Origin of the sequence: Thermogutta terrifontis, from assembly GCF_002277955.1 — a bacterium.
In the GTDB taxonomy this organism is placed as follows: domain Bacteria; phylum Planctomycetota; class Planctomycetia; order Pirellulales; family Thermoguttaceae; genus Thermogutta; species Thermogutta terrifontis.
In genome coordinates this window covers 4285420-4310120 of record NZ_CP018477.1, presented here as the reverse complement: position 1 = coordinate 4310120, position 24701 = coordinate 4285420, and the positions used below count along the sequence as shown (strand labels likewise).

Here is a 24701-nt window from a genome sequence, read left to right as displayed (position 1 = left end):
ATCATGGGGCCTGGACCGACTCGCGACCGGCCCGGCTGCCCAGCGCCCAGTAGGTCGGCAGATCGACCGTATTGGAAATGAACCGCACCGACCCGTCAACCATGGCGTGGTTGCAACCGCCCGGATGGTAACTCCGAGCAGGATAAGCGCCATCCCGGTCGGATGCCATACCCGGAGGGCCTTCCGCGATGCATGTCGGATACTGCCAGTTCGGCGGCACGATGGTGTTGAACACTGTTTGGGTGTAGTTGGCACCCATCCAGTTCCATCCATTGTTGCTGAGGTGGTCACCGATGTTCGCCTGACACTGGATACCCCAGGCGTTCAGGTTGTCGATGTAGGGCTGGACCGGCTGATTCCGCAGTGTCGGGGCAAGATAGGTGTTCGGGTCGCCGTGATTGTACCAGCTCGGGATTACGTTTCTGACGGGTTCACCTGGCAGGTACTGGGCGCCATTGTCATCGCCTTTGAGGACCTCCGACGCCATGATTGTGTTGGAGGTTCCGTCGATGACCTCCGCGATCGTGGTTTCGAGGTTCGGGCGGAAGGTACCGGGGCACATCTGGCTATAGTCCCACCAGATCAACCAGGGGCCGGAATTCACCGCGTAGTTGCAACCCGGTCCATGGAGCCACCCTGTTTGCGGGGCCTTCATATCAGACGGGCACAAGAATGTTTGAATTACAGCCTCGCGCAGCTGTGCTGGCTGATTGTACCAACCGTCCCAAATTCGCCAGTCGATTCGGTCATAGATCGCCCGTTGTTCGATGTACGGCAAGATCATCGTGTGGACGCTGTAGCCTTGCCAAATTCGCCAGGGGTCAAGGTTCACCCCGGAACCGGCTAAAAAGCTGATGTAGCTCTGTCGCGGGAACGTTTTGTAAACGTCGTGGTAATTATGAACAGCCAGCGCAAACTGCTTCAGGTTATTGGTACACTGGCTGCGGCGTGCTGCTTCCCGAGCCGCTTGTACGGCAGGTAGAAGGAGTGCGATCAAAATGCCGATGATCGCGATCACGACGAGGAGCTCGACGAGCGTGAAACCTTTTTTGCGTTTCGGAATCTTGCCAAAAGCAGCGTGTCGCATGAGTCAAACCTCCTCTGACTGAGACTGACGATGACCGAAAAAAACTAAACCAGTCCGCCCCTTACGAGAAAAATTCCGACCTAACCAAATTTAACACGGCCACCTTGAAGATACAACGGATTTGCGCTTTTTTGTGCTTGGGTTTTTGGTGTTCAGCGTGCATATTCCGAGGTGCGTCACAAATAGTCCATTTAATTTTTGCTGCTCCGCGATAAATTGTACACTATTTGTGTTTGCGGCATTTGCTTGGCCAGGGCAGCCACGCCATCGCTGGTCATCCTGGAATCGGAGGCAATCAGCAGTTTCAGGGTCCGGCATTTGGCCAAGGCTTCGGCGGCGGCATCGGTGACCAACGTCCGTGCCAAGGCCAGCGATTCCAATGGCAATCGCTGACAAATCTGGGAGATGAAATTGTCGCCGACCTTGGTATCATCCACATTGAGGTACACAAGCTTCTCCCACGAGCCGACTGCCTGCGCGGCCTTATCGGTGATCAGCGTCCGTGACAGGTCCACAAACTGGAGGTTTTTGAGTGCCATAAGTGGCTTTAATCCCTCATCGGAAATCTGTGTACCGGATAGATTGAGCCCTTTTAGGTTGGCAAAACCTGCGAGAAACCGAGTGCCTTCATCGGTGATTCGCGTTCCGGCAAGGCCGAGGTATTCGAGGTCTTTAAGGGCCAAGAGTTGTTTCAATCCCTGATCGGTGATCGCTGGCGGCAGATACAGTTCCCGCAAGGAATCCATGGTGGCGAGCACGCCCAACCCTTCGTCATCCACCCGGGTGCCCATCAGGTTGAGATATTGCAGACGCAGCGTCGCAAGGCCCCGCAAACCGGGGGTTCCAATTCGTGTGAATCGGAGATCGAGAAAGCGGAGAGTGGCGATTTTTCCTATCTCGGGCATGGCCTGGTCGGTCACCAGCGTTCCCCCAAGGGCAAGACTTTCCAAATGCTGCAGGCCTACCAAAAAAGTGATCCCGCGATCCGTGATCCGGGTACCCGCCGCTTCGATCACGCGCAAGTTGGGAAGTTCTGCGAGGATCGCCAGTCCGGCGCCAGTAATCTGTGTCCCATTCAGGTAGATCTGTTCCAACTTGAGCAGGGGAGCGATGTAGACGAGACCAACGTCAGTGATCGGCGTGCCATCGAGCACCAGAGAGCGCAACTCCCGCAAGCGACCAATAGGCTCCAGGTCTGCTTGGGTGATCGATCTGCCTGCCAGATTGACGGAGACGATGTGGGCAGCCGGTCCGCTGACATCGGTGCCCAGAGCGGCTCCCAAGCTGAAAAGTCTCTGTGCGATGGCCTGCTCTTCAGGGACCAATCGCTTGAGTATCTCCGATGCCGTGAGCTTTTGACCCTCGATTGTCTCGGGGCGAGCAATCCCGCGATTCTCCGCTTGAGCCGAGGAACCTCCATCGCTCGGCCGAGCGGCGGTGGTCGAACCTCCCGGCGTTTGTGGGGCCTCGTGAGTTGCGAAGCCATCCGCCGATAGAACAAGCGCGAGAATGCTCGTAAGCCAGACCAGGATCAATTTGGGCATATGGTAAACGCTCTACTCTAACAGCCAAGACCAGACACTTCGCAAGCCCGGCCTTTTGGAGAAATCGCTTGCTGCTCAGTGAACGGCCCTGGGCTCACGCCCATTTGCTGACCAATTCTTCCCGGAAAGTACATCACCCCGACGTATTTGGAACTTACCTTGCCAATATGCAGTGCTCGGGCTCAGCGCGGGCATTCCACAAACCAGGCCCCGCGAAGAGTCCAGATTTTCGGCCGCAGAAATCATAGGATAAAGCAGAAATTTTGACTGTCAAGGATAGCGCAATCAGATTGCTTTTTTGTGGAGGTTTTGATGGCCTCCAGTCCCGCTGGAACGTGAGCCAGAGTTTCGCGAAGATGGATTCTTCGGAAGACCGGTTTTGGCCGCCTCAGGCCAACGAAAAATTTGTGACGCATTGCCGCGGAACCAAAGTGAGCCGGTAAAAAACGAGGGTTCAGCGACTATGTCCATCCACGAAATGAAGATTTTCAGCGGTCGGGCCAATCCGGAGCTGGCCCAAAAGGTGGCCGACTATGTGGGCTTGCCATTGGGAAGGATCTCGCTCGGTCGATTCCCGGATGGCGAGATTTCCTGCAAGATTGAGGAGGACGTCCGCGGTCGCGATATTTTTATCGTCCAGCCGACCTGCCCGCCAGTGAACGAAAACTTAATGGAATTGCTTATCATGATCGACAGTTTCAAGCGGGCAAGTGCGGAGCGAATCACGGCCGTCATTCCATATTTTGGGTATGCTAGGCAAGACAGAAAAGATGAAGGACGCGTACCGATTACAGCCAAACTAGTGGCGAATTTGATAACGCGGGCAGGGGCGGACAGGGTTCTGACAATGGATCTCCACGCCCCGCAGCTTCAGGGCTTTTTTGATATTCCCGTGGATCACCTTTATGCGGCTCCTGTGCTGGACTCCTATTTTCTCAGCCTTGGAATCCCTTTGGAGGACATAGTAGTCGTTAGCCCAGATGAGGGGGCTATCAAAAGGACTCTCATTCACCTCCCGGTTTTCGGGGGCAAGCTGGCTATTGTAGATAAACGGCGTAGCAGTGGTACGACGACTTCCCAGGCGCATTTGATTGGCGAGTCGGTCAAGGGCAAGGTGGCCCTGATTTTCGACGACATGATCAGTACCGGGGGGTCGATTTCGGGAGCAGCCCACATGGTGAAAGAGGCCGGGGCGGCGAAGGTTTATCTGGCAGCGACACATCCTGTGTTTTGCGGCCCAGCGGTGGAACGGCTTTCCGCGGCACCGGCAGAAGAGATTGTGGTGACGGACACAATTCCACTGGATGCGAGCCGTCGGCCGCCTAACGTAAGGGTGCTCACGGTATCCGAACTTTTGGGCGAGGCCGTCAAACGCATCCATCGGCACGAATCCGTCAGCAAACTTTTCCGCACGTACCGCTAAGATGCACGGTGACCAGTTATGCGGCTAAACTCCTGTGGGGCGCGCTACCTGGTGTTGATTCACCCCCAGTTTTGCAAAAACGCTGAGATGGGATGGGTGCAACCTGTTGTTGGGGGCAATTCATGAATTGCCCCTGCCCTCAGGTCCCTCTGGGTTGAATCTCAGTCCGACGCGAGTCCACGCGGAGGTCCGCATCCCCTGGGCGGAGGAAAAATGGGGTTGTGTCGGACGGGTGCCCTTGCAATTTTCCAGAAAACGCCAAAAATAAAGATTTTCCGGCTGACCCCAACCCGTCCTGGCGATGATCTGTCGGCGGCAGCTTCCCGGAATCGGGAAGGAGTGTGATCCGCGCTGAGGATGTTTTCACGCAAGAACTTTCCATGAAACCTGGCAAGGCCAGGGAGTTCGGTGTTATCACAGGCGGGGGTGTGGCGAATGAGAAGAAACCGTCGGTAGGGGAGATCCATGATCGAGCAGATACCTGTTGAATTGCGATCACCGGGCGGGAAGAGGAGCAACAAGCGGCTCCGTGCTTCGGGAAAAGTGCCCGCCATCCTTTACGGACATAAGCAAGAAAATGTGTGTTTGAGCGTCCCACGGGATGCGCTGGCGGCCGCCGTTCGGCACGGCACGCGGCTCATTCAGTTGACGGGGGCCGTCCGTGAACAGGCGTACATCAAGGAATTGCAGTGGGATACGTGGGGGAAGGAGATCCTTCACGTGGATTTGACGCGGGTGAGCGCCCATGAGAGGATTCGCACCGAGGTGCCCATCGAGTTGCGCGGTGATTCGCCGGGCGTGAAGGCAGGTGGTCGTTTGGCCCAGCATCTCCACAGCCTGGCGATTGAATGTGAAGTGGACAAGATCCCGGAGAAGCTCGTGGTGCTGATTACTCAACTTGAGCTCGGTGGTTCAATAACCGTTAAAGATGTCACGTTGCCGGAGGGGGCAAAGGCCCTTGCAGATCCCGACGAGGTTGTCGTCGTGTGCCATGCTCCGGCGGGTGAGGAGGAAGTTGAGGAAGCTGCACCGGCGCCGGGTCCCGCTGAGCCGGAGGTCATCGGGCGTAAGAAGGCTGCCGAGGAAGAGGAGGAGAAGGATTAGTGTAAGCGTAGGACTCCGGGAGTTGCGGTGGCGTGTTCCGACTTGGGGAATGGTTGCGCTCGTGGTGGAGCTCCTGGAGACAAACCTCGACGGAACTGCCACCCATGAAAGTCGTTGTGGGCTTGGGGAATCCTGGCCGCGAATATGAGGGTACCCGCCACAACGTCGGTTATGAAGTGCTTCGGGAGCTTGCCCGCCGTTTCGCAGAGGGGCAGCAAGTGAGGCGTCGGTTTTCGGGCGAGACGTTGGACGTTACGATAGATGGGACGAGGGTCCTCCTGCTCAGCCCGACGACGTACATGAATCGCAGTGGCCAGAGTGTCGGGGCGGTGAAAGATTTTTACAAGCTTTCGCCCGAGGATATTTTGGTGATTTGCGATGATATGAACCTGCCGCTCGGCAGGCTGCGGTTTCGGGCGCGAGGTTCCGCGGGGGGGCACAAGGGATTGGCGGATGTGATTCGGGTCCTTGGGACGGAGGCCGTTCCGAGGTTGCGAATCGGAATCGGGGCACCGCCGCCGGGTCAGGATGCGGTTCGGTTTGTGCTCTCCCGATTTATGCCGGAGGAAGAGGCGGTCATGCGGGAGGCGTATCGTCGGGCGGCCGACGGTGTGGAACTCTGGGTGCATCAAGGCATACAGGCATGTATGAACCGCTATAATGCGGGCGATCGCTGACGGTGGTCAGTGACGCTGTCCGTGGAGTGGTGCGGGTCAAGAATATATTGAGCGCTCCGTAGTAGGTGCCATTGAGTGGAAGGAGTGGTCATTTGGCGCAGAATTTTTACGAAGGTCTTTACATTCTGGATTCCAACAAGTTTGCTCGTGACCCCGACGGTGTGGTCCGGCAGATTACCGACGTTTTGACGGAATACGGCGCGGAAATTCTGGTGAGCCGTATTTGGGAGGAACGCCGACTGGCGTACCCGATCAAAAAGCAGCGGCGGGGCACATATTGGCTGATTTACTTCAAGTGTGAAAGCACAAAAATGGAGGAGATCCGCCGCCGCCTGCAACTTGCGCCGGATATCCTGCGGTTTATGCACATCAAAATTGATCCGCGGATTATCGACGTCCTCGTCGAGCACGCGCGAGGCGGGCAGGTGGCCGTTCGCACCGTGTCCGAGGCGGATCTGGGGGTGGATGAAGAGATCGACGACGAGGCGGACGTGGAGGAAATGGAAGACGCCGACGTCGTGGACGAATGAAAGCGGCGAGCTTCCTCCCTCCAGCGTGCAGCTTCTAGCACGTGCTGGCAAATAATCCGCGGCTCGGGGGACCTCGCGGGTGGGAGGTGGAAAGTATGGCGAGTTTCAATCGGGTCATTTTGGTGGGAAATTTGACGAGGGATCCCGAGGTTCGTTACACCCCCAGTGGAACGGCGGTGTGTGATATCGGAATCGCCGTCAACGAACGTCGGAAGAGTTCGACGGGGGAGTGGGTCGAGGAGGTCGTTTACGTCGACGTGACACTTTGGGGCCGGACCGCAGAAGTCGCGGGGGAGTATCTCACGAAAGGCTCACCGGTGTTGATCGAGGGACGTTTACGCCTCGACACGTGGGAAAAGGAAGGGGAAAAACGTTCCAAGTTGCGTGTCGTGGCGGAGCGGATGCAAATGCTGGGTGGCCGCGGGGCAGGAAACAACATCAACGCCGGAGGGAGGGCCTCGGCTGCGGGGGCGGGAAGTGGAACTCCAACACCGGACGTTGCCCCGGTCGAGGATTTCCCGCCAGAGGACGATGTGCCTTTCTGATGCCGAGCTGGTATTGGGCGGCTTGATGGCCTTTCCGTGAAGCACGCAACCGCGGCATCCGTGTGGCGAGCGTCGGAGTGGTTGGTTCGAGAAGCGAAGAAACAGAACAACAGACCAGTCCTTTTACAGGACGCGGAAAAACACTTGGTTTGAGGTTGGCTTATGAACCAGCTGAAAGGTAAGAAGAAATCCCGGCAGCATGGGGTTCGTGGATTACCGCGAGGTCCTCACGGAGGTGTTCAGCTTTTACTCGTGCAAAATGTGGAGCACCTCGGCAAGGCGGGGGACGTTGTGGAAGTCAAACGCGGCTATGCCGTCAATTATCTCATTCCTCAGGGACTCGCCACCATCGCGACGGACCACCACAAACGGATGGTGGAAAAACACAAGGCCCGATTGCTGGAGATCGAACGGGCTCGGATCTCGAGCCTCCGGCAACTGGCGGAAAATATCTCTCAGATGAGCATTTCGATCGAAGCCAACGCCAACGAGGAAGGGCATCTTTACGGGTCGGTCGGTCCCAACGAGATTTCCAAGGCGTTAAAGGCCCAGAACGTCAACGTATCGCCGGATCAGGTTCGTTTGCAGGGGCCTCTCAAGGAACTCGGCTTGTACACGGTGCGGATCCACCTCGGACATGATATCGAGGCGGATCTCAAAGTGTGGGTGGTTCCCACGGTGGGTGATACGCAGCCGGGTGGCAAAAAGTAAACGATTTGCGCGACCTCGCGGAGTTAGAGTTTTGATCCCCTGCTAGGGGATTTTTTTTGCGCTCTTCTCGGTACGCGCTCTTTCTGTCTGGCCGCCCCGGCGTAACGGTAGGTTGGTGGGGTTTTGACACCGCTTGTCGCGACGGCCACAATGGAGCTATTCTTGGAAGCCGCTTTTCGTGTTGGCTAACGGGCGCTGAACTGGACACCTTAGGAGGAGAAGTCGCGATGAAAGCTGCCCTTACTGGATGCCGCTGTCGCTGGATGACGTTGGTGGTCACTTGCTTCCTGTCGCTGGTGCTTTCGGCCGCCGTTGCCGAGGAAACCAGCACGCACTGGCCGCTTCCGCAGGCAAAGCCGGAAGATGTTGGTCTGAGAGGTGACGTTCTTTCGAAAATCCGGTCCCGGATGGAACAGTTTGTGGCCGACAAAGAAATTGCGGGGGCTGTGACGCTCCTGGCGAGAGGGGGAAAGATTGTTCACTGGGAAGCGGTAGGGTGGGCGGATCTCGATGCCAAAACTCCCATGCAAAAAGACTCTCTCTTCCAAATCGCCTCAATGACCAAGCCCATCACGGCGACAGGACTCATGATCCTCGTGGATCGTGGAAAAGTGGGTTTGGATGATCCCGTGGCCAAGTACCTGCCCGAATTCGCAGACGTCAAAGTCAATGGCAGACCACCGGAGAAACCACTTCTCGTACGACATCTTTTGACTCACACGTCAGGCCTGACGGGGTCACAGCGGACGGAGGCCACTTTGGCAGAAACAGTGGCCAAGCTGGCGCGAGATGGTTTAACTTTCGAGCCGGGCGAACGGTGGGCCTATTCTCCCGGACTGACGGTCTGCGGACGCATTATCGAGGTCGTGACGGGTCAGTCCTACGAGGAATTTCTCCGTCGTGAGATATTTCAGCCTTTGCGAATGAAGGATACCACCTTTGTGCCCACGGCAGAGCAGCGATCACGGTTGGCCCGCGCCTACCAGAGAACTCCCGAGGGGAATCTTGTGCCGGGCGGCGGGGCCATCTGGCTGATTGAGGATGCCGGTATGCGGGCCCCCAATCCTTCCGGGGGACTCTATTCCACGGCCGCCGATCTTGCCCGGTTTTACCAGATGGTGCTCAACGGCGGTGAACTGGAGGGCACACGCATCCTCTCTTCCGAGGCGGTGGCCGTCATGACACGCGTGCACACCGGGGATCTTGTCACCGGGTTTACTCCCGGCAACGGATGGGGGCTCGGGTGGTGCGTCGTTCGCGAACCGCAGGGAGTAACAAGGATGCTTTCGCCGGGGACATTCGGCCACGGCGGGGCCTTTGGAACACAGGGCTGGATCGACCCGCAGCGCAAAATGATCTTTATCCTGCTCGTTCAGAGGACCAATTTTCCCAACTCCGATGCCTCACCTGTGCGCGAGGCATTCCAGGAACTGGCGGTGGCAGCCCTGGCAGAATGACGTTGTCCGCGCGAGAGGGGAGTGAGCGACTTTGGCTCATTCGGGGACGCGCCGCGTCATGAGAAGGCTCACCAGGTAGACCCCGCCGGCCGCCAGAACAATGGCGGATTCGGGGCTGACCGCTGTCCCGTACACCGCAATGCGGGGAACTGTGGTGATCAGTATCCCCAGGAGCGTGGCACCGGCCAGCAGCGCGGGCATGCCGATGACAAAGCGGGCAACTGTAGCAGCAGGCAGACTCAAAAGAGCAATCACCAGTATCAGGCCCACCACCTGAGTCAAACAGATGACGGTGAGCGCGACCAAACAGAGTAGCAGCAAGTTGATGGCGAGTACGGGTACGCGTTGCAGGGTCGCAAGCTGCTGATCCAGACACACCGCCATGAATTGCTTGTGAAAAAGGAGCACGGTCGCGAGGATCACCAAATCCAGAATCGCCATCCAGGCGAGTTGGGACCGTGTCACATAGGCCAGGTTGCCGAACAAATAGCTCATCAACTCGCCCTGATATCCGGGCGTGTACTTGATGAGCAGGATTCCCAGAGCCATACTTACCGCCCAGAGCGCGCCAATGAGAGTGTCTGCATGTTCCGCCCGCTTTTCGTTAATGACGCCAATGATGATAGCGGCCAAAAGGGCAATGGCGGTGGCACCGTGAACCGGTTCCAGACCACTGAAATAGGAACCGCCACTGTATTTCAGAAAAAGCGCGATGCCGACTCCCCCCACTGCAATGTGAGCGATAGCCCCGGCGAGAAAAACGATTCTCTTTGTGATCACATACGGCCCAATGATACCGCAGGCCAGTCCTGCCAAAACGCCCGCCACCAGTCCATTGATCAGAAATGGGTTGACGGAAAGGTCGTGAAAGAATTCCGTCATGGCTCCTCCATCTTTCGACCTGTTGCGGATGGAACCGGAACACAACCGTGATCGCATCCAGGATCGTTCAACGGACAGCAGGGAGCGTGGTGGACGAGGTGCACGTGCTCTCCGTAAAAGGCGGCCATGGTCGATCGCGTCACCTCTGCGGCCGAGTGCACGGTGAGTCGCCGATTGAGGCACGCGACCCGCTTGAGATGCGTGGAAACGAAGCCGATGTCATGGCTGACAATGACGATGGGGAGCTGTTCGTTCAGGGCATGGAGCAGGTCCGTCAAATTCTGTTCGACGTAGGGATCAACTCCTGCCGTGGGTTCATCCAAAAGCAGCAATTTGGGTTCAGCGGCGAGGGCCCGCGCTATTAAAACGCGCTGGCGCTGCCCTCCCGAAAGCGTGGCAAGTCGCCGGTGGGCCAGATCGGCCGTCCCCGTTAATCGAAGCGCAGCCAAGGCCTTTTCGCGGTCCGTCCGACCATAAAGAAAACCCCACCGCGAATGGCAAATCCGACCGGCGAGCACAATATCCAGTACGCATGCGGAAACAGAGGTATCCACTTTGGCGTGCTGGGGTACGTAGCCGATGAGGTGTCGGACCTCGCGTGGCGGTTTGCCGAAGACGGTCACCGTTCCCTGTTGCGGTTCCAAAAGCCCCAAAATAATTTTCAGCAGCGTCGTTTTTCCCCCACCGTTCGGGCCGATGATTCCCAAAAAGTCGTCTTGATAGATCTCCAGCGAGATATCTTGAAGAACCGGCTCCAACAGACCACCCGTGGGCGAACGATAGGAAAACGTCACATGCTCCAGCCGCCCTACCACGTTCGGTGTGGCAAACGACGGATCAGGGGATGTTTTTGTCAGGGGGGCAACAGCGGCCATCGGTTCACCCGTTTTCGGAGAAAGCATGCCGGCAGAGAGTTGCCGACTGCGGGAAACGCTTGCTCACTATTCCGCGTTACTGCTCTTTATTCTTTCACGATACGCCGACACGAGGGTTTCAGCAACGTGCCGCAGTTCGCGGGGGACGTCCTCGGCCAGAGGATTGACGGTTACAAGTCGCAGCCCCGCCGCTTCTGCAACAGCGCGCGCTGCGCGAGAGGAAATCTGCGGTTGGACGAGCATCACTTTGATTCGCGCCCGCTGGGCCCGACGCTGGAGTTCGGTGATCTCGCGGTCCGACGGTTCTTTTCCGTGCGATTCCAGCGCTACCTGAACCAGCCCATAATCCGCGGCAAAGCACTCCCACGCGGGATGAAACACAAAGAACTCCTGCCCCTTCAGCGGGGCAAGTTTTTCCCGCAACTCCTCGTCCAATTGAAGCAATTGCGACCGTAATCGCTTCCAGTTGTTTCGGTATAACGCCCCGTTGGATGGGTCGAGCTCTTCCAGGGTTTGCGCCACAATTTCCCCCATGGCTACGAGGCGTCTTGGGCTGAGCCAGGTGTGAAGAAAAACTTCATGGTCATGTTCGTCCCTCTGGTGCCGCTCATTTTCGGGGGATTTGGTACCCTCCGAAGTGTGATCGGATGCGTCCTCGGTGCCGGCGTCGGAACGCGTGGCGGCTTCGTCCAAATGCGATTCGGTTTCCCCTGCGACCTTCTGTACGGGTGGTGCAGAGTTTCTGTGGAAATGGGCAGCATCGGCGAGGGAGACAACGCGAAGACCGCTCTGCTGGGAGATGGCGCGGCACCAGGGGCTGTTTTCCACGGGAAGCCCAATGGAAAAAAACACCCGACAGCGTGCCAGCCGGGCAGCGTCGGCGTCGGTGCCTGTGAACGTGTGCGGGTCCTGATTGGCCGGGATCAGCACGACGCACGAGACTTTTTCCCCCCCGATTTGACTTACCAACCATTTTTGGGGGGGAACTGTGACAGCCACTGTCATCGGACCGTCGTTCTTTTCCCGATCGTCAACCCGGCATCCCCAACCAACAAGGGGCGCGAGGATCAATATTCCAGACAAAATCGAAGTCAGATTGCGAGACACGCGAATATCCTCCGGAGCGTGGACACGGGAAGCCTTGCCGGGAAAGCAGGTTCGTGTGGGGTAGCCCGATCTGCATTATTGGCCGGTTTGCCTAGCCTGGCAACCGCACGGTGGGGTTACGATGGTGGGCCGGCTTTTGGGCAACCGAAATCCCATTTACCGTCGTTCGAGGTGCGGTATTCGTCGAGCAGTAAAGAACAGCGTTCGCCGAGCCCGCGTTGCCTGTTTTTCAGCCCCCAGGCGAACGCAGATTTAACCTGAGCACAAAATGAGCATAACGGCAAGAAGAATGGGAAAAATACACCACTATTTTGTGTGGCAGAATTATAATAATTTTTCAACGGCAGTGGCAAATGTAACCGAAAACGAGTTTCGCCACTCGGAAAAGATCAAGCGAGCCAAATTGCGTGGAAAGGCTTTGTCGAAGTTCAGGGTCTCACGATACAGCGGGTCGAACGCGATGTCATCTGGAAAAACGCTCAACCGCGAAGAGTTTGGGGCTGAGGTCGTCGAATCCTCGCCCTCTGCATTTTCACCCGTAGAGGCCAAGCGTATTGTTCATGATTTGTTTGCCCGTAACCCCCTTATTTACTGGGTGGACTTTCTTGTGTCTTTTGTGGTGGGCTCGGTGTGCTTTGCGCTCGTACGTCGGACTCCGCTGTTTTCGCCGCAGCAGGCGGTGTGTTTTGTGGTATCGGCCCTGGCATACTATCGTGCGGCGTTGTTCATTCACGAAATTGTGCATTTTCCCCGGGGGGTGATGACTGCGTTCAAGGTCGTATGGAACATACTGTGTGGAACCCCGTTTCTCCTCCCTTCGTTTGTGTACCAGACGCACCATGACCACCATCGCAAGACCACGTATGCCACCGATCGCGATGGAGAGTATCTACCCTTTGCCCGGCGACCGCGTTGGGAAATCGTCAAGTATCTTTTGACCAGCTTTATCATTCCGCCGCTTGTCGTGGTTCGTTTTGCTATCCTGAGCCCGCTGGCATGGACCAGTTCTCGTTTTCGGGCCTGGGTCCATGCCCATGCGTCTTCCATGGTGATTGACCCGAAGTATATCCGGCCGGAACCCACGCCTCGCGAATTGTTTTGGATCAGAGTGCAGGAAGCGCTATGCTTTCTCTGGGTGTGGGGGGTGTTCCTTGTGCCGCCGATTTTCCTGGGACGGTGGCCGATCCCGTTCCTCATCCAGGCGTATGCCACAGCCGTGCTTGTCGTGCTCATCAACGCCCTGCGGACGCTTGGAGCGCACCGGTACGCCTTCGAGCCGCATCCGGTGGAATTTTCCGAGCAGGTCCTTGACTCCCTGAATTACCCCTATCGCTGGTGGATTGCCGAATTATGGGCACCTGTGGGACTCCGCTACCACGCCGTGCACCATTTGTTTCCCTCGATGCCCTACCACAATCTCGGCAAGGCCCACCGGCGGTTGATGGCGGAACTCCCCAGCGATTCGCCCTATCGGCAGACGATTCGTCGATCTCTCCTCGCCCAGTTGAGAGAACTCTGGAGAGAGGCGGGAAAGGCGTCTCAAAACCTGAGGGCCAATCCTGCCGAGCAAGCTGCTTCCACTCTCGCTTAAGCTAAAAACGAGATTGCCGAGCCGTGTTGCGGCGCGGTGTAATCCCTTCCAGCGTTAATGTGGAAAGAACAGGTCGTCCATAGTTACAATCGAGGCCTCTGTTTCTTGGTGGCGATCTAAAGTTTTTCGTTTGACAAGCCGAATACATGACCTATTTTTCATTACAGAGGCGGCCTTTGAGAGTGAGCGAGAAGACGCTGGACTCGATGGGCTGCCGAGAGGACGGCCGAAGGGTCGTCGCCAGACAGGGTTGGCAACTCGGTGGGTGGTCCCCGAGAGCCCTGTCGCCAACGGCCTGTCGCCTCATCCTCGATAAAGGCAAACCGGTCGTAAGGCCGGGGCGCAAAGCTACGGGCCGGGTGGTCGCATCCGGTCGCCGGGCTGCCGAAGGGATGATGCGGTCTGAAGGCTGACCTTCAGGCTTCTGCCTGCCGACAACCGGGACGTGCCGGGGACGGCGAGGCGCGTCTGCCGATACGGCGGACGGGCATCGCGGCCTACGGGGAAGAGGCATCGGTTTTGGGTGTTGTCGGGATGCAGACGGTACGGGACAGGCCGGCGTCACGGGAGCGTGGCGTGTACCGTCGATCCCCCTTTTCCTGGATCGGTCTTGAAAGAGGATCAAGGCTGATCACATGTCCCGCTTGTCTTGGAGGAACTGTATGAAGTCGCTTGCTCAGAAGTTGCACCGTTTCCTCGTCTCGGAAGATGGCCCGACCGCTGTGGAGTACGCGGTGATGCTGGCCCTGATCGTGATCGTCTGTCTCACGGCGATCTCATCTCTGGGTACCGCCGCGCGTGACACCTTCCAAAGCGTGACCGACTCCATCCAGAGCACAACCGGCAACTGATGTCTGCTGACATGGCCGGCGGGCTCTGGTCCGGAGAGTCGGGCCGTAGAGCGGGATGACATCGCCCCTCGGAGTCAAAAATCGCTCCGAGGGGTGTTTTTTTGACCTACACTTTTTCATAGAGAGATCACGCACGGATCATGTATTCACCCCAAAAGATCGAGTTTAAACGATGTCAATCCCGACTGAGGAGATTCGACCATGAATCCAGCTATTCCTCCCGAACTGGCGAGCGAGGCCTTTTCGCTGTTCGTCCTGTGGCTGACGCTTCTGGCGGCCGTCCTCCAATACCTGCTGACAGTCCGGATGTGATGACCCGGCAGGGGAACTGTGTGCCGATGGAGGTTTCCCCAAGGAGGCGCACGCGAATTGTTCTGTGGGATCCCATGAAGTGCGAAGCGAATGATCAATGTCGAGAGGCGACCGCGCCAAGTTTTTATGGGCGGATCGTCTTATTAAAAAACGTTGCAATGAAGACACCATCAAGAGCACCGTAGGGCACTTTTGACGGAGTGTGATCAAATGCTGGAACGCGTACTCCAAGCATCAAACCATCCCTGGACCGTTTGGGGAATCTGCTGGTTTGTCAGCGTGGTGTTGGTTTGGGCCGCCTGGATTGACGGGACCAAGCTCAAGGTTCCCAACTGGCTTACATTTCCCTTGATTATCAGCGGCTGGGTGATGAGTGGACTCTGGTTTGGCTGGCCCGGCGTGTGGTCGAGCCTCTTAGGTACCGCAGTGGGGTTGGGGCTGCTGCTCCCGGCCTACGCTATCGGAGGAATGGGGGCGGGCGATGTGAAACTCCTGGCGGGAGTGGGGGCCTGGATCGGCATGACACACACGCTCTGGGCGTTCGTGATCACCGTCATTGTGGGTGCCGTGATCGCAGTCGCCATGGTGATTGCACGGGGAGCCGCCTGGAAACACACGCGGCAGTTTTTTGCTATTCTCTATGAGATTCTCGTGGTTCGGCACCCTGAACGGTTGGCCGAGCTGGCAGCCGAGCGGAAACCGCGAATGCTTCTTCTGCCCTATGGGATACCAATCGCCATCGGCACGATTGCGTATTTTCTTGTCAACGGTATGCTTTTCCCCGTTTGAATGGTGAGGTGGATCTATGCGAGCCAGGAACGTCTTCTCTTTCCATGCGGTGCTTCCTGACCGAGAAATCTTCGAGCGTCTTTTCGCGAGGAAGTGTCGAACCAAGCCACGGACCGCCCAGCGTGATGGAGAGCCAGGCCGGCGCAAAAAATGCGGCGACTGCGGGCGTCCTGCTGGGGTAGCGGTGGTGGAGTTTGCCGTTGTGGCTCCTATTTTCTTCCTGCTGGTGCTGGGCCTCATCGAGTTTGGCCGCATGGTGATGGTCCAGCAGGTGATCACCAACGCGTCGCGGGAGGGTGCTCGTCGGGCGATCATTCAAGGGGCCACCACGGCAGAAGTCATCAGCGTGGTGGAAAATTACCTGGCCAGCGGAGGAATTCGCTCGGCAACTGTAACGGTTACGCCGGATCCGATCGATTCTGCGGGTTACGGGGAGCCGGTGACTGTTACGGTTACTGTGCCTTTTCGTCAAGTGAGTTGGCTTCCCTCGCCAATGTTTTTAGGGGGGGTGGAGCTGCGCGCCACAACAACCATGCGGCGGGAAGCCGTGCAGTGAACACGCCCCAATGATTGTTTTGTCGATCCTCCAGAAAAGGCGAGATTCTGTCGTATGCGCACAAGGTCGATCTTCTTTCTGGCACTGGCACTTGGTTGCGGGTTGGTGGCTGCGGTTGGAGTACAGCAGGTGCTGGCCACACGGGATCGAGCTACCCCAGCACCCGTTGTCGAAATGAAAGCGATTGTGGTGGCGGCCGAAGATATTCCCATGGGGGATCCTGTAAAGATTACCCAAATTAAACTGGAAGACTGGCCAAAGAGCAAAATTCCAGAGGGTGCGCTGTTTAAGGTGGAGGACGTCGAGGGACGACGCACCAAAACCAAAATCTACAAGGGTTCTCCCATTCTGGACGCCCAGTTGCTCGAGAAAGGGGCCGTCGATGCGGGCGCTGCCCCATGGATTCCCAAAGGTTACCGTGTGGTTTCGGTGAAGGTGGACCCGGTTAGCGGTAGTGCTAGCATGTTACGGCCCAGCGACCGCGTGGATGTGGTCGTGCATTTCCCCGCCATGCCTTCCAAGGGCATCCCCAAGGATTACACCAGAACAATTTTGCAGAACGTTAGAGTTTTTGCCGTTGATGACAAATACGCCTTGACCGGTGACGAGAAGAATCAAAAATCGATTCAGGCCAAGACGGTTTCCCTCCTGGTGACTCCGGAGCAAGCAGAAATTTTGACTGCGGCGACGGAACTTGGCCAGATTCGTCTGGTCATGCGGGGTCTGGGGGACAATGATCCGGTGGAAACCAAGGGGGTTGATCCCATGGAGTTGCTGGGACTTCCCACCCAAGGAGGGGATCCGGAAAAAGAGATCGTCCCGGGAAGTGAACCCCCTGGAAAAGAGGACGCTTTCGCCCAGTTCCTGAGCAACCAGACCAATTCTGCCCGTGCCACTCCCGTCTCCACCAGGGGCTCAGGTGGCCAAACCTGGGCTATGCGACTCCTCCTCGGTTCTCAGGTGAATGACGTGGTGCTGGAGGCTGATACGGACCACGTTTGGCCGGACGCGATGGGAACGATCTGGCGGGCCGCGAACAACGGAGGTTCTGCCTTACCCGCCGGTGAGCCCGCTCCGACGGCCGCACCGCCAACCTCAGAAAGCGCCCCACCTCAAGATGGGGACTTGCATCCTCCAACGGATAGCCCAGTTCCAGAGCGGGGCAGCGATCAGTGACGTCTTGGACCGCAGAATTGAATCAAATTTACCAGTTGCTCGACTTTTGCCGATAAGGACTAGGGAGTGTTGCGCCGGTTGGACTCAATGCATGGATGCGGAGAGATTCCAATCGCGACGCTGTTGTTATTGGAGTGCCAAAACCTCATTACGATAGGGTGATCACGGATGATCAGGCATCTCCCCCACTTTGCTAAATTGAGTGGGCTGCTCGCGCTGATTTTCGCTCTGCTGCTGCACCCAGGCGGTAACACGTATTCTTTTGAGGGTGGTTCCCCTGTCCCATCCGGCCAAAGCACCGGAAATGGCGTTGTTTGCCGCGTCACCGGTCCCTCACAGCGCCAGGAACTGACCGTCAATACGAGCCGGATTCTCACGTTGGACAGGCGGATTCCGCAGGCCCAGGTGAACAACCCTGAAATCCTGGACCTCACCGCCCTTTCCCCCAATCAGATTCAGATATTTGCCAAAAAGCCTGGCGTAACCCAGGTCAATTTATGGGACGATCAGGGCAACATCTATACTGTGGATGTGATTGTGTTCGGGGACGCCCGGGAGCTGGAGATGCTCCTGAAGGCGCAGTTTCCCAACTGCTCGATCAAAGTCACTCCGATTGCCAGCGGCGTCCTCCTTTCCGGCTACGTGGACCAGCAGGAGCACGTCAGCCGCATCGTCCAGATTGCCGAGGAGTACTATCCCCGGGTGATCAACAATCTAACGCTGGGCGGCGTCCATGAAGTGCTTCTCCACGTGAAGGTCATGGAAGTCTCCCGGACCAAACTCCGCTCACTCGGTTTCGACTGGAGCCAGATTTCCGGGCAGAACGTCATTCGGTCCAGCGTCAGCGGCCTGCTCACGGGAGTGGCCCCGGGGAATGCTGGGAGTGGTACCGCGGCGAGTGCCTTCACGTCCGGCGGCGAAACGTTTTTCTTCAGTGTGCTTGACGGGAACGACGCGTTTTTCGGCGTACTCGAGGCCCTCCGCCAGGACAATCTCATGAAGGTTCTCGCCGAACCAACCCTTGTGACGGTGAGCGGTCGGCCGGCCTTCTTCCAGGTCGGCGGGGAATTTCCCATCATCGTCCCGCAGAGCCTGGGCACGGTCTCCATCGAATACAAGAAGTATGGCACCCAGGTGGATTTTGTCCCAATTGTCTTGGGTAATGGCCGGATCCGGCTGGAAGTGCGTCCGCGGGTCAGTGAGATCGATACTTCTCGAAGTGTGGTCATCAATTCGACGACAGTGCCGGGGCTTCGGGTCCGAGAAGTAGATACCGGTGTGGAAATGCAAGCGGGACAAACCCTCGCCATTGCGGGATTGGTGGAGACCCGTGTCGAAGCCCAGCGTCGCGGTGTGCCGTTTCTTTCGGATGTTCCCTACATCGGCGCGGCATTCAGGCGGGTGGCCGAGCAGAACAACGACATCGAACTCCTCATCCTTGTGACCCCTGAACTTGTCGATGCGATGAATCCGGAGGAGGTACCCCCATGTGGACCGGGTACCCAAACCGCCAGTCCTAGCGATTGGGAACTTTACATGAAGGGCTACATCGAAGTCCCGCGGTGTTGCCCACCGGAAAACAGCGGTTCGGCTCAAATCGAAGACATTAAACAGGCTGGACAGGCGACGATTTTGCGGGACAATCAACCGACACCACTTCCTCAGCCGACACCTGCTGGGCCTGCGGCACCAGCCGCCCCTGAACTCGCCCCTCCCGCCCCGCTGCCCCCGGTGTCCTCAGGCGCCCAGTCCTCAGCACCGACAGGTGCCCCTGTCAGTTTCGGCAAGCAGGGAGTGGTGACGCCCACCACGTCCAGAACACGTCCGGTTGCGCAAACCGCGGGTGCGCAGAGCAAACCGGCTTCCCCGGGCAGCTTGCCGGGATTTAAGGGTGACATCGGATACGACAACTGATCCATCCACCCGGAAGAGCCCGGATTCAACAGGTTTCACACCAGAATCGACACGGCCCAAGTTATCGCCGGTGTGGATGCCAACGGCCGATCACACCATCGGCTTTTGCTCGTTCCTCGCACCCAATTTTTTCGCATCTTATCAAAAAGTGACCCATATTTAATGGTGGGGGGAGAGTGTGCCGAAGAGTGACTGGCGAAGCAGCCTCCTTCCACCCTGTCAGCTCTGTTTTTGGCATTAGCAGCAGAGCTCCGGATAGGGCGGACGATCCGAGGGCTTGCCTCGCAGCGTCATCGGGAGGTTGAGGATCAAATTCCGCAACCGTTTTGATTAACTTCCTTCGAGCAAAGGTGCTGGCTGGCTTATGAGTAACGTTCTGCGAGTGGCCATCGTGGACCCCAACGATACGGGGCGGGACGAACTCAAGAGGCTCCTGTTGGGGCTTGACATGATTTGGCTGGAGGCGGAGTGCTCACGTTACGAGTTTTTCAGTGATGTGGTGGCGCAGACTCAGCCCGATATTGGGATCGTCGCCATCGATCATGATCGAGAGCGGGCGCTGGAGCTGGTGTCGCGAGTTAGCCAGCAATTGCCGGACTGCGCCATTTTCGTTGTCAGTTCCACCCACGATGGCACGGTGATTCTTCAGGCGATGCGTGCGGGGGCCAAGGAATTCCTCCTTCAGCCTGTCCGCATCGACGATCTGCTGGCAGCCATCAACCGGATTCAGGAACGGCGGTTCGGTCAGGGAGACTCCAAGGCGCGGGGATCCACGGTCATTGCCGTGGCGGGGGTGACAGGGGGCGTAGGGGTTTCCACAATTGCCGTCAATTTGGGTTGTGCTTTGGCCCGCAACGACAAGAACACGGTGGTTCTGGCCGACCTGGATCTCTGTTTGGGTGATGCCGATGTGCTCCTGGACGCAATTCCTGATTACACGATCGTCGATGTCGCGCAGAACGTCACCCGGCTCGACTTTTCGCTTCTCAAACGGTCCCTGACCAAGCACGCTTCAGGATTGTTTCTGCTCCCCCGTCCCGTGCAACTCGAGGATGTCTCTCTGATCAGCGCGGAAGATCTCCAGCGGGTTATCGGCTTGCTGAAGGCCAGTTTCACGCATCTTGTGCTGGATCTCTCCAAGGCGTTTACCCCGGTTGACATGATGGCCCTGGAGATGGCCCAGCACGTGCTGCTGGTCACGCAGCTTGACCTGCCCTGCCTCCGCAACGTGGTGCGATTGATGATGTCCTTCAGTAACATGCCGGGCATGGCCGAGAAGGTCAAAATCGTCGTCAATCGGCTGGGAATGGACAGCGGGCAGATCAATCTCAAGAAGGCCCAGGAGATCATTGGTCGCGAGATCTTCTGGCAGATTCCCAACGATTATCGCGCGTGCAGTGAAGCCCGCAATAACGGCGTGCCGCTCCTGGAATGTGCACCGCGCTCCGCCGTGACAACCGCTATCGTGGGACTGGCAGAGGCCCTCTGCGGCGAGCAGGCCAAGGAAACGAGTAAGAAACCGGGCCGTGCAGGTTTGTTCAAACTCTTCGCCAAAACCTGAGCCATCAGTCTCATCCGTTACGTAAAAAGCCTATCCCGGAGACCTTGCGGGGACGGTTTGTGCGCCTGGTGAGGCAGCACAAAATAGTGTCACGGGTGAAGCAATACAAACCGCGGGGTGATCTTTCAGCCATCCCCGCGGACCGTTAATGGGGCCAGCCACTCGCCGAGTGTACAGCTTGGGCACTCCGCGAAAGGTGCGTCAGAAGGGTCCCGGTGTTTCTCCACCGGCAGGTGTGGCCAGGGCGTGGAAAACATTCAGGTCGATGGTCTGACTGATCATCCTCACCGAGCCGTCGCCCAGAAGAAAGTTCGCCCCCTGGGGATGCTGGCTGCTGAAATTGTGGGCATGCGCCTGTTTCAAGTTCGGTGGATATTCGGCAGAAGCAAGAACCCCGGCCGGTGCACAGGCATCACCCGGCAGGACACCGCACCATGTGGCGTAGCCCAGTGCCACGGTACGCTCACCCACCAAAAAGGTTTGGCTGGTTCCGTCCGTGATAGAGGCCAGTGTTAAAAAACTGTTGTGAAAGAAAGTCCCGTTGCCCTCGCACCGCGTGCCGGGCAGCAAATGGTCGCACACGTGGATGTCCGTCGTCCCGAAGCACGCCACGTAGTTGGAACGCGCAATCAGCAGTTCATCGTATTCTTCGCCTTCGTGTTCTTCGCCGTGCTCGTGACCTTCGTGGAGCTTGTGGGCTTCAAACACTTTTTCGTTGCTGTTAATATCAGACGGGCAGCGATACACGCTGATAAACGTTTTGATGGCCGCCTCGTTGATCGGATCATAAATGGGGGCCTCTAAGTGAATGCCACCTTGATAGAGCCCCATTTGTTCCAGATAAGGAAGGATCACGGCCGCCCAGGCCCAGCCCGGCGAGCCATTGACCATCGGCTGCCGTCCATCGGGTGTGTAGGCCGCCCAGCCCGCCGGTAATGTGCGGTGGGTGTCGTGGTACATGTGGATGGCCAAGCCGATTTGCTTGAGGTTGTTCGAACATTCCGCTCGCCGGGCCGCCTCTCGTGCCGCCTGCACGGCCGGCAATAATAGCCCAATCAGCAGCCCGATGATCGCGATAACCACCAGCAGTTCCACCAGCGTGAAGGCCCGGCGTCTCGGCCGCTTCTGCACAAGACCGAAAGCCACGCAAAGTCCATGTTTTGGGTTATCCTTAGGAACCACGTTCATGATCGCTCTCCTGTTCTTTCTTGGAAAGGTTTTCCTCGGATAATGCGATGACCTGAGGACACGAGATGATGTGGTGACTCCGCCACGACGTGCTCTTTTCTTGGAGCAGTGCTTCCAGGTTCTCACGTGATGTGGTGGGCTGGGACGACCGGGGAGCGACTCACCCCGATGGGTACTCCCGGCAGATGGAATCCAGAGTTTATCAGACGAGGTTGGGAACAGGTGGAGCGCGGCTGTGCCACGGGGATGCAGGGCGAGCCACGACCTCGGTGAAATTGACGAGTGGGCTCCACCAATTCAATACAAGTGGCAAAATAACCGCGAACGTGGCGACGGGAGCTCGAGGCTGGATCTGGAACTGACAAATATGGCAGGAATTCGCGTCGTGAACAGTTTGCTTGCCGGACGATTGCAAACCAGGCTCGAAGTTCTTTTGGCAATCGTCCGCAGGAAGATCCGCCCGGCTGAACCCGGCAGCCGAATCCAGGGTGCAATCGCGAGTGCAAGGCAGATGGCCGGCGGAATATGCCCCGAGCGTCGCCTCGATTCCGGAGAGGCGGTGCAAAAACAGGCTTCCTACCGCCGTGATGGTGTACCATCCAGCGATCAGAAGCACAAACGGATTTCGCCAGCCTTTGATTTTCATTCCCTGTTGGGGACTGAACGAGCCGGGATGAACAGCAGGGAGACTCCTCGCCGCGTGCGCAATCCCATTTTATTTGCTGATACACCAGCGCGGCAACGCGTATTTTTCGACCGGTGAAATGACCACTTTACTCGCGCCGCGCTCTGTCAAACGGTTACCGGCCGTCGCGAAGCCGGTCTCCCAAGAAGTTATCGAGGTCTGGAACAGCGTAGATCTTCTCTATTGTTTTTTCCACGTCGTACGGAACGCGGCGAAAACGAACGCGATTCCCCTCCTGAATGACATAGCATGCGCGGGGGTCACCGTCCCGCGGCTGGCCGACCGATCCCACATTGATCATGGCCTTTTCCACCGAATCCAGGTCGAATTCGCCGTTTTCCAGTTCCTGCGGGGAAAAGAATTCAATGCTGTCGGTGAATACCCCGGGTGTATGAGTATGTCCCTGGAAGGAACACTTCTCAATAAGGGCGAAGAGCTTTTGTAATTTCGCCGGGGTGTAAATATCTTCCGGAAAAACGTACTCATTGAGCGGGTTTCTCACCGAGCCGTGAACATAGACGATGGGGCCTTCCCGGTGAATCCGCGGCCGTTCACCGAGATAATCCCACCGCCGATGTGCCTCCACTGGGTTCCCGCCATGCTCCTCGAGCTGCTGCCGGGTCCAGAAAATCGCCCTCTCCGCCCCCACGTTGAATCCCTCGGGATCAAACAGCGCACCCTGATCGTGGTTACCCAGCAGGCACACCTTGCAGTGCTTCATGACCAGATCGATGCATTCCCGGGGATTGGGTCCATAACCCACGATGTCGCCCAGACAGTAAATCTCCTCCACGCCCTGCTGCTTGATGTCTTCGAGGACTGCCTGAAGGGCCTCTAGATTGCTGTGGATATCGCTGATGATTGCACGTTTTACGGGTGCCACCGGTCTGGCCTCAAGTCAAACGATACTGGCTTTCATTCTCCGCGGCTTCGGACCGTTATTCTGTCTCCGTCATGATGGGGGAGACCGTTCCTGACTCTCCAGCGGATCACCACTTGTGTTTATTTTTTGCACTCAGGGGACGAAATCGTCCTGAGGGGAAATTGATTCCACAAACCGGGCCAGGAGTGTTGCGGCGGCGTCCAGGTCGTCCAGGGATATCATTTCCACAGGACTGTGCATATATCGGTTGGGGACGCTGATTAATCCGGTAGCCACTCCAGCACGGTTGACCTGGATGGCGTTGGCGTCCGTTCCCGTCGCTTTTCCCGCTGCCGCCAGTTGGTAGGGGATGTTGTTTGCCTCGGCCACCTGAATCAGTCGCTCCACCACACGCGGATTCATGTTGGGACCGCGATAGATCACCGGCCCTTTCCCGAGTTTGATTTCTCCTTCCTCCTTCTTTTCCATGCTTGGGCAATCCGTGGCGAAGGTCACGTCCACGGCCACACCAACATGGGGATCGATCCCAAACGCGCTTGTCCGCGCTCCGCGAAGCCCCAGCTCTTCCTGCACCGTTGCCACAGAATAGCAGGCCGACTGAAGTTTGTTTCCGTCGATGCGTCGCAGGGCCTCGATCACGACCCAGGCTCCTGACTTGTCATCCAGGCCGGAGGAAATAAGACGGTTGTTCCACAGTTCGCGAGAGGCCAGCTCGATCGTGATGGGATCTCCGATCCGAACTTTTTGCGTTGCTTCCGACTTGGACGCCGCGCCAATGTCGATCCACAGGTCCTTCATTTTGGGCACGGCCTTTCGCTCCTCCTCCGAGAGGAGATGGATTGGCTTACGGCCGATGACGCCGGGAATCGGCCCGCTGTCTGACCAAATGGTCACCCGCTGACCGATGAGAACGCTCACATCCCAACCGCCAATGGACTGGAAATAAATGAATCCATCATCATCAATGTACTGGACGATCAGCCCGATCTGATCGCAGTGTCCCGCCAGCATCACGCGAAACGGGGCCGCGGGATTCCGCACTGCGATCACGTTGCCGTGAAAATCTGTTTTAACTTCATCTGCAAAACGCTTCGTGTATTCCCGAATCACGTCCTGAACAGGGCGCTCATATCCAGACGGACTGGGAGTCTCCAGCAAGCGTGTCAGAAATTCTCGAGCATCACTATCCATCCAGAGCTCCTTTTCCCTTGTGCGGAGAGAACTTTGTTCGATCGAACTCAGAGCCGGCCCCT

Annotated in this window: 23 protein-coding genes and 1 riboswitch; of the genes, 15 read left to right on the top strand and 8 right to left on the bottom strand. The window is 57.4% G+C overall.

Annotation, left to right across the window (positions count from 1 at the left end; genetic code table 11):
- Position 1: 1 nt before the first annotated feature.
- Both THTE_RS15945 and THTE_RS15940 read right to left on the bottom strand, forming a co-directional pair.
- Complete coding sequence (locus THTE_RS15945; RefSeq protein ID WP_095416928.1) at positions 2–1087, bottom strand: DUF1559 domain-containing protein; 1086 nt, start codon at positions 1085–1087, stop codon at positions 2–4.
- A gap of 191 nt (positions 1088–1278) precedes the next feature.
- Positions 1279–2631, bottom strand: coding sequence for a leucine-rich repeat domain-containing protein (locus THTE_RS15940; RefSeq protein WP_095416367.1), 1353 nt, complete (start codon positions 2629–2631; stop codon positions 1279–1281).
- Between the two features lie 463 nt (positions 2632–3094).
- Between THTE_RS15940 and THTE_RS15935 the strand changes: the two genes are divergently transcribed.
- From THTE_RS15935 to THTE_RS15900, 7 genes are all read left to right on the top strand, one after another.
- Positions 3095–4054 carry a ribose-phosphate diphosphokinase gene (locus THTE_RS15935; RefSeq protein WP_241389408.1) on the top strand — a complete coding sequence of 320 codons (960 nt, stop codon included), beginning with the start codon at positions 3095–3097 and terminating at the stop codon, positions 4052–4054.
- 465 nt (positions 4055–4519) lie between these two features.
- Positions 4520–5158, top strand: coding sequence for a 50S ribosomal protein L25 (locus THTE_RS15925; RefSeq protein WP_095416365.1), 639 nt, complete (start codon positions 4520–4522; stop codon positions 5156–5158).
- A gap of 104 nt (positions 5159–5262) precedes the next feature.
- Positions 5263–5835, top strand: a complete 573-nt coding sequence (gene pth, locus THTE_RS15920) for an aminoacyl-tRNA hydrolase (RefSeq protein WP_095416364.1) — start codon at positions 5263–5265, stop codon at positions 5833–5835.
- A 92-nt stretch (positions 5836–5927) separates the two neighbouring features.
- A complete protein-coding gene (gene rpsF / locus THTE_RS15915) occupies positions 5928–6365 on the top strand; it encodes a 30S ribosomal protein S6 (protein WP_157732170.1) in 438 nt (145 codons plus the stop codon).
- Positions 6366–6460: 95 nt separating this feature from the next.
- The gene (locus tag THTE_RS15910) at positions 6461–6910 is read left to right on the top strand and encodes a single-stranded DNA-binding protein (protein WP_095416362.1); all 450 of its coding nucleotides are present in this window, start codon (positions 6461–6463) and stop codon (positions 6908–6910) included.
- Positions 6911–7072: 162 nt separating this feature from the next.
- Positions 7073–7621 carry a 50S ribosomal protein L9 gene (gene rplI, locus THTE_RS15905; protein WP_095416361.1) on the top strand — a complete coding sequence of 183 codons (549 nt, stop codon included), beginning with the start codon at positions 7073–7075 and terminating at the stop codon, positions 7619–7621.
- A 227-nt stretch (positions 7622–7848) separates the two neighbouring features.
- Positions 7849–9078 (top strand): serine hydrolase domain-containing protein, encoded by a 1230-nt coding sequence (locus tag THTE_RS15900; RefSeq protein WP_095416360.1) that lies wholly within the window; start codon positions 7849–7851, stop codon positions 9076–9078.
- A 36-nt stretch (positions 9079–9114) separates the two neighbouring features.
- Here the strand turns inward: THTE_RS15900 and THTE_RS15895 are convergent, their stop codons facing one another.
- From THTE_RS15895 to THTE_RS15885, 3 genes are all read right to left on the bottom strand, one after another.
- Entirely contained in the window at positions 9115–9960 is an 846-nt protein-coding gene (locus THTE_RS15895; RefSeq protein ID WP_095416359.1) for a metal ABC transporter permease, read from the bottom strand.
- On the bottom strand, positions 9957–10835 hold the full coding sequence (locus THTE_RS15890; protein ID WP_157732169.1) for a metal ABC transporter ATP-binding protein: 879 nt from the start codon (positions 10833–10835) through the stop codon (positions 9957–9959). The genes THTE_RS15895 and THTE_RS15890 overlap by 4 nt, the downstream gene beginning before the upstream one ends.
- Positions 10836–10901: 66 nt before the next feature.
- Complete coding sequence (locus THTE_RS15885; RefSeq protein WP_095416357.1) at positions 10902–11942, bottom strand: metal ABC transporter solute-binding protein, Zn/Mn family; 1041 nt, start codon at positions 11940–11942, stop codon at positions 10902–10904.
- A gap of 460 nt (positions 11943–12402) precedes the next feature.
- On the opposite strand from THTE_RS15885, the gene THTE_RS15880 reads away from it, so the two are divergent.
- From THTE_RS15880 to THTE_RS15850, 7 genes are all read left to right on the top strand, one after another.
- Positions 12403–13533 (top strand): fatty acid desaturase family protein, encoded by a 1131-nt coding sequence (locus THTE_RS15880; RefSeq protein ID WP_157732168.1) that lies wholly within the window; start codon positions 12403–12405, stop codon positions 13531–13533.
- A 307-nt stretch (positions 13534–13840) separates the two neighbouring features.
- A riboswitch (cyclic di-GMP riboswitch) is annotated at positions 13841–13922 on the top strand.
- Between the two features lie 273 nt (positions 13923–14195).
- The gene (locus tag THTE_RS15875) at positions 14196–14384 is read left to right on the top strand and encodes a Flp family type IVb pilin (RefSeq protein ID WP_095416355.1); all 189 of its coding nucleotides are present in this window, start codon (positions 14196–14198) and stop codon (positions 14382–14384) included.
- A gap of 522 nt (positions 14385–14906) precedes the next feature.
- Positions 14907–15485 (top strand): A24 family peptidase, encoded by a 579-nt coding sequence (locus tag THTE_RS15870; RefSeq protein WP_095416354.1) that lies wholly within the window; start codon positions 14907–14909, stop codon positions 15483–15485.
- Between the two features lie 16 nt (positions 15486–15501).
- The gene (locus THTE_RS15865; RefSeq protein ID WP_095416353.1) at positions 15502–16041 is read left to right on the top strand and encodes a TadE family protein; all 540 of its coding nucleotides are present in this window, start codon (positions 15502–15504) and stop codon (positions 16039–16041) included.
- A gap of 54 nt (positions 16042–16095) precedes the next feature.
- Positions 16096–17217, top strand: a complete 1122-nt coding sequence (gene cpaB / locus THTE_RS15860; RefSeq protein WP_095416352.1) for a Flp pilus assembly protein CpaB — start codon at positions 16096–16098, stop codon at positions 17215–17217.
- Positions 17218–17385: 168 nt separating this feature from the next.
- Positions 17386–19131 (top strand): type II and III secretion system protein family protein, encoded by a 1746-nt coding sequence (locus THTE_RS15855; RefSeq protein ID WP_095416351.1) that lies wholly within the window; start codon positions 17386–17388, stop codon positions 19129–19131.
- 364 nt (positions 19132–19495) lie between these two features.
- Complete coding sequence (locus THTE_RS15850) at positions 19496–20692, top strand: CpaE/TadZ family protein (protein WP_095416350.1); 1197 nt, start codon at positions 19496–19498, stop codon at positions 20690–20692.
- A 201-nt stretch (positions 20693–20893) separates the two neighbouring features.
- Here the strand turns inward: THTE_RS15850 and THTE_RS15845 are convergent, their stop codons facing one another.
- Positions 20894–21880, bottom strand: a complete 987-nt coding sequence (locus THTE_RS15845) for a DUF1559 domain-containing protein (RefSeq protein ID WP_095416349.1) — start codon at positions 21878–21880, stop codon at positions 20894–20896.
- Positions 21881–22265: 385 nt separating this feature from the next.
- On the opposite strand from THTE_RS15845, the gene THTE_RS15840 reads away from it, so the two are divergent.
- Positions 22266–22643, top strand: coding sequence for a hypothetical protein (locus tag THTE_RS15840; RefSeq protein ID WP_157732167.1), 378 nt, complete (start codon positions 22266–22268; stop codon positions 22641–22643).
- A gap of 37 nt (positions 22644–22680) precedes the next feature.
- Here the strand turns inward: THTE_RS15840 and THTE_RS15835 are convergent, their stop codons facing one another.
- Positions 22681–23448: a metallophosphoesterase family protein gene (locus THTE_RS15835; protein WP_095416347.1), complete on the bottom strand. Its 768-nt coding sequence runs from the start codon at positions 23446–23448 to the stop codon at positions 22681–22683.
- A 132-nt stretch (positions 23449–23580) separates the two neighbouring features.
- A complete protein-coding gene (locus THTE_RS15830; RefSeq protein ID WP_095416926.1) occupies positions 23581–24639 on the bottom strand; it encodes a M42 family metallopeptidase in 1059 nt (352 codons plus the stop codon).
- Positions 24640–24701 lie beyond the last annotated feature (62 nt).

What these genes read in the sequence shown, in the direction of transcription:
- THTE_RS15945 (WP_095416928.1), bottom strand. Translation starts at nt 1,087, where the DNA reads ATGCGACACGCTGCTTTTGGCAAGATTCCGAAACGCAAAAAAGGTTTC.
- THTE_RS15940 (WP_095416367.1), bottom strand. Translation starts at nt 2,631, where the DNA reads ATGCCCAAATTGATCCTGGTCTGGCTTACGAGCATTCTCGCGCTTGTT.
- THTE_RS15935 (WP_241389408.1), top strand. Translation starts at nt 3,095, where the DNA reads ATGTCCATCCACGAAATGAAGATTTTCAGCGGTCGGGCCAATCCGGAG.
- THTE_RS15925 (WP_095416365.1), top strand. Translation starts at nt 4,520, where the DNA reads ATGATCGAGCAGATACCTGTTGAATTGCGATCACCGGGCGGGAAGAGG.
- pth (WP_095416364.1), top strand. Translation starts at nt 5,263, where the DNA reads ATGAAAGTCGTTGTGGGCTTGGGGAATCCTGGCCGCGAATATGAGGGT.
- THTE_RS15910 (WP_095416362.1), top strand. Translation starts at nt 6,461, where the DNA reads ATGGCGAGTTTCAATCGGGTCATTTTGGTGGGAAATTTGACGAGGGAT.
- rplI (WP_095416361.1), top strand. Translation starts at nt 7,073, where the DNA reads ATGAACCAGCTGAAAGGTAAGAAGAAATCCCGGCAGCATGGGGTTCGT.
- THTE_RS15900 (WP_095416360.1), top strand. Translation starts at nt 7,849, where the DNA reads ATGAAAGCTGCCCTTACTGGATGCCGCTGTCGCTGGATGACGTTGGTG.
- THTE_RS15895 (WP_095416359.1), bottom strand. Translation starts at nt 9,960, where the DNA reads ATGACGGAATTCTTTCACGACCTTTCCGTCAACCCATTTCTGATCAAT.
- THTE_RS15890 (WP_157732169.1), bottom strand. Translation starts at nt 10,835, where the DNA reads ATGGCCGCTGTTGCCCCCCTGACAAAAACATCCCCTGATCCGTCGTTT.
- THTE_RS15880 (WP_157732168.1), top strand. Translation starts at nt 12,403, where the DNA reads ATGTCATCTGGAAAAACGCTCAACCGCGAAGAGTTTGGGGCTGAGGTC.
- THTE_RS15875 (WP_095416355.1), top strand. Translation starts at nt 14,196, where the DNA reads ATGAAGTCGCTTGCTCAGAAGTTGCACCGTTTCCTCGTCTCGGAAGAT.
- THTE_RS15870 (WP_095416354.1), top strand. Translation starts at nt 14,907, where the DNA reads ATGCTGGAACGCGTACTCCAAGCATCAAACCATCCCTGGACCGTTTGG.
- THTE_RS15865 (WP_095416353.1), top strand. Translation starts at nt 15,502, where the DNA reads ATGCGAGCCAGGAACGTCTTCTCTTTCCATGCGGTGCTTCCTGACCGA.
- cpaB (WP_095416352.1), top strand. Translation starts at nt 16,096, where the DNA reads ATGCGCACAAGGTCGATCTTCTTTCTGGCACTGGCACTTGGTTGCGGG.
- THTE_RS15855 (WP_095416351.1), top strand. Translation starts at nt 17,386, where the DNA reads ATGATCAGGCATCTCCCCCACTTTGCTAAATTGAGTGGGCTGCTCGCG.
- THTE_RS15850 (WP_095416350.1), top strand. Translation starts at nt 19,496, where the DNA reads ATGAGTAACGTTCTGCGAGTGGCCATCGTGGACCCCAACGATACGGGG.
- THTE_RS15845 (WP_095416349.1), bottom strand. Translation starts at nt 21,880, where the DNA reads ATGAACGTGGTTCCTAAGGATAACCCAAAACATGGACTTTGCGTGGCT.
- THTE_RS15830 (WP_095416926.1), bottom strand. Translation starts at nt 24,639, where the DNA reads ATGGATAGTGATGCTCGAGAATTTCTGACACGCTTGCTGGAGACTCCC.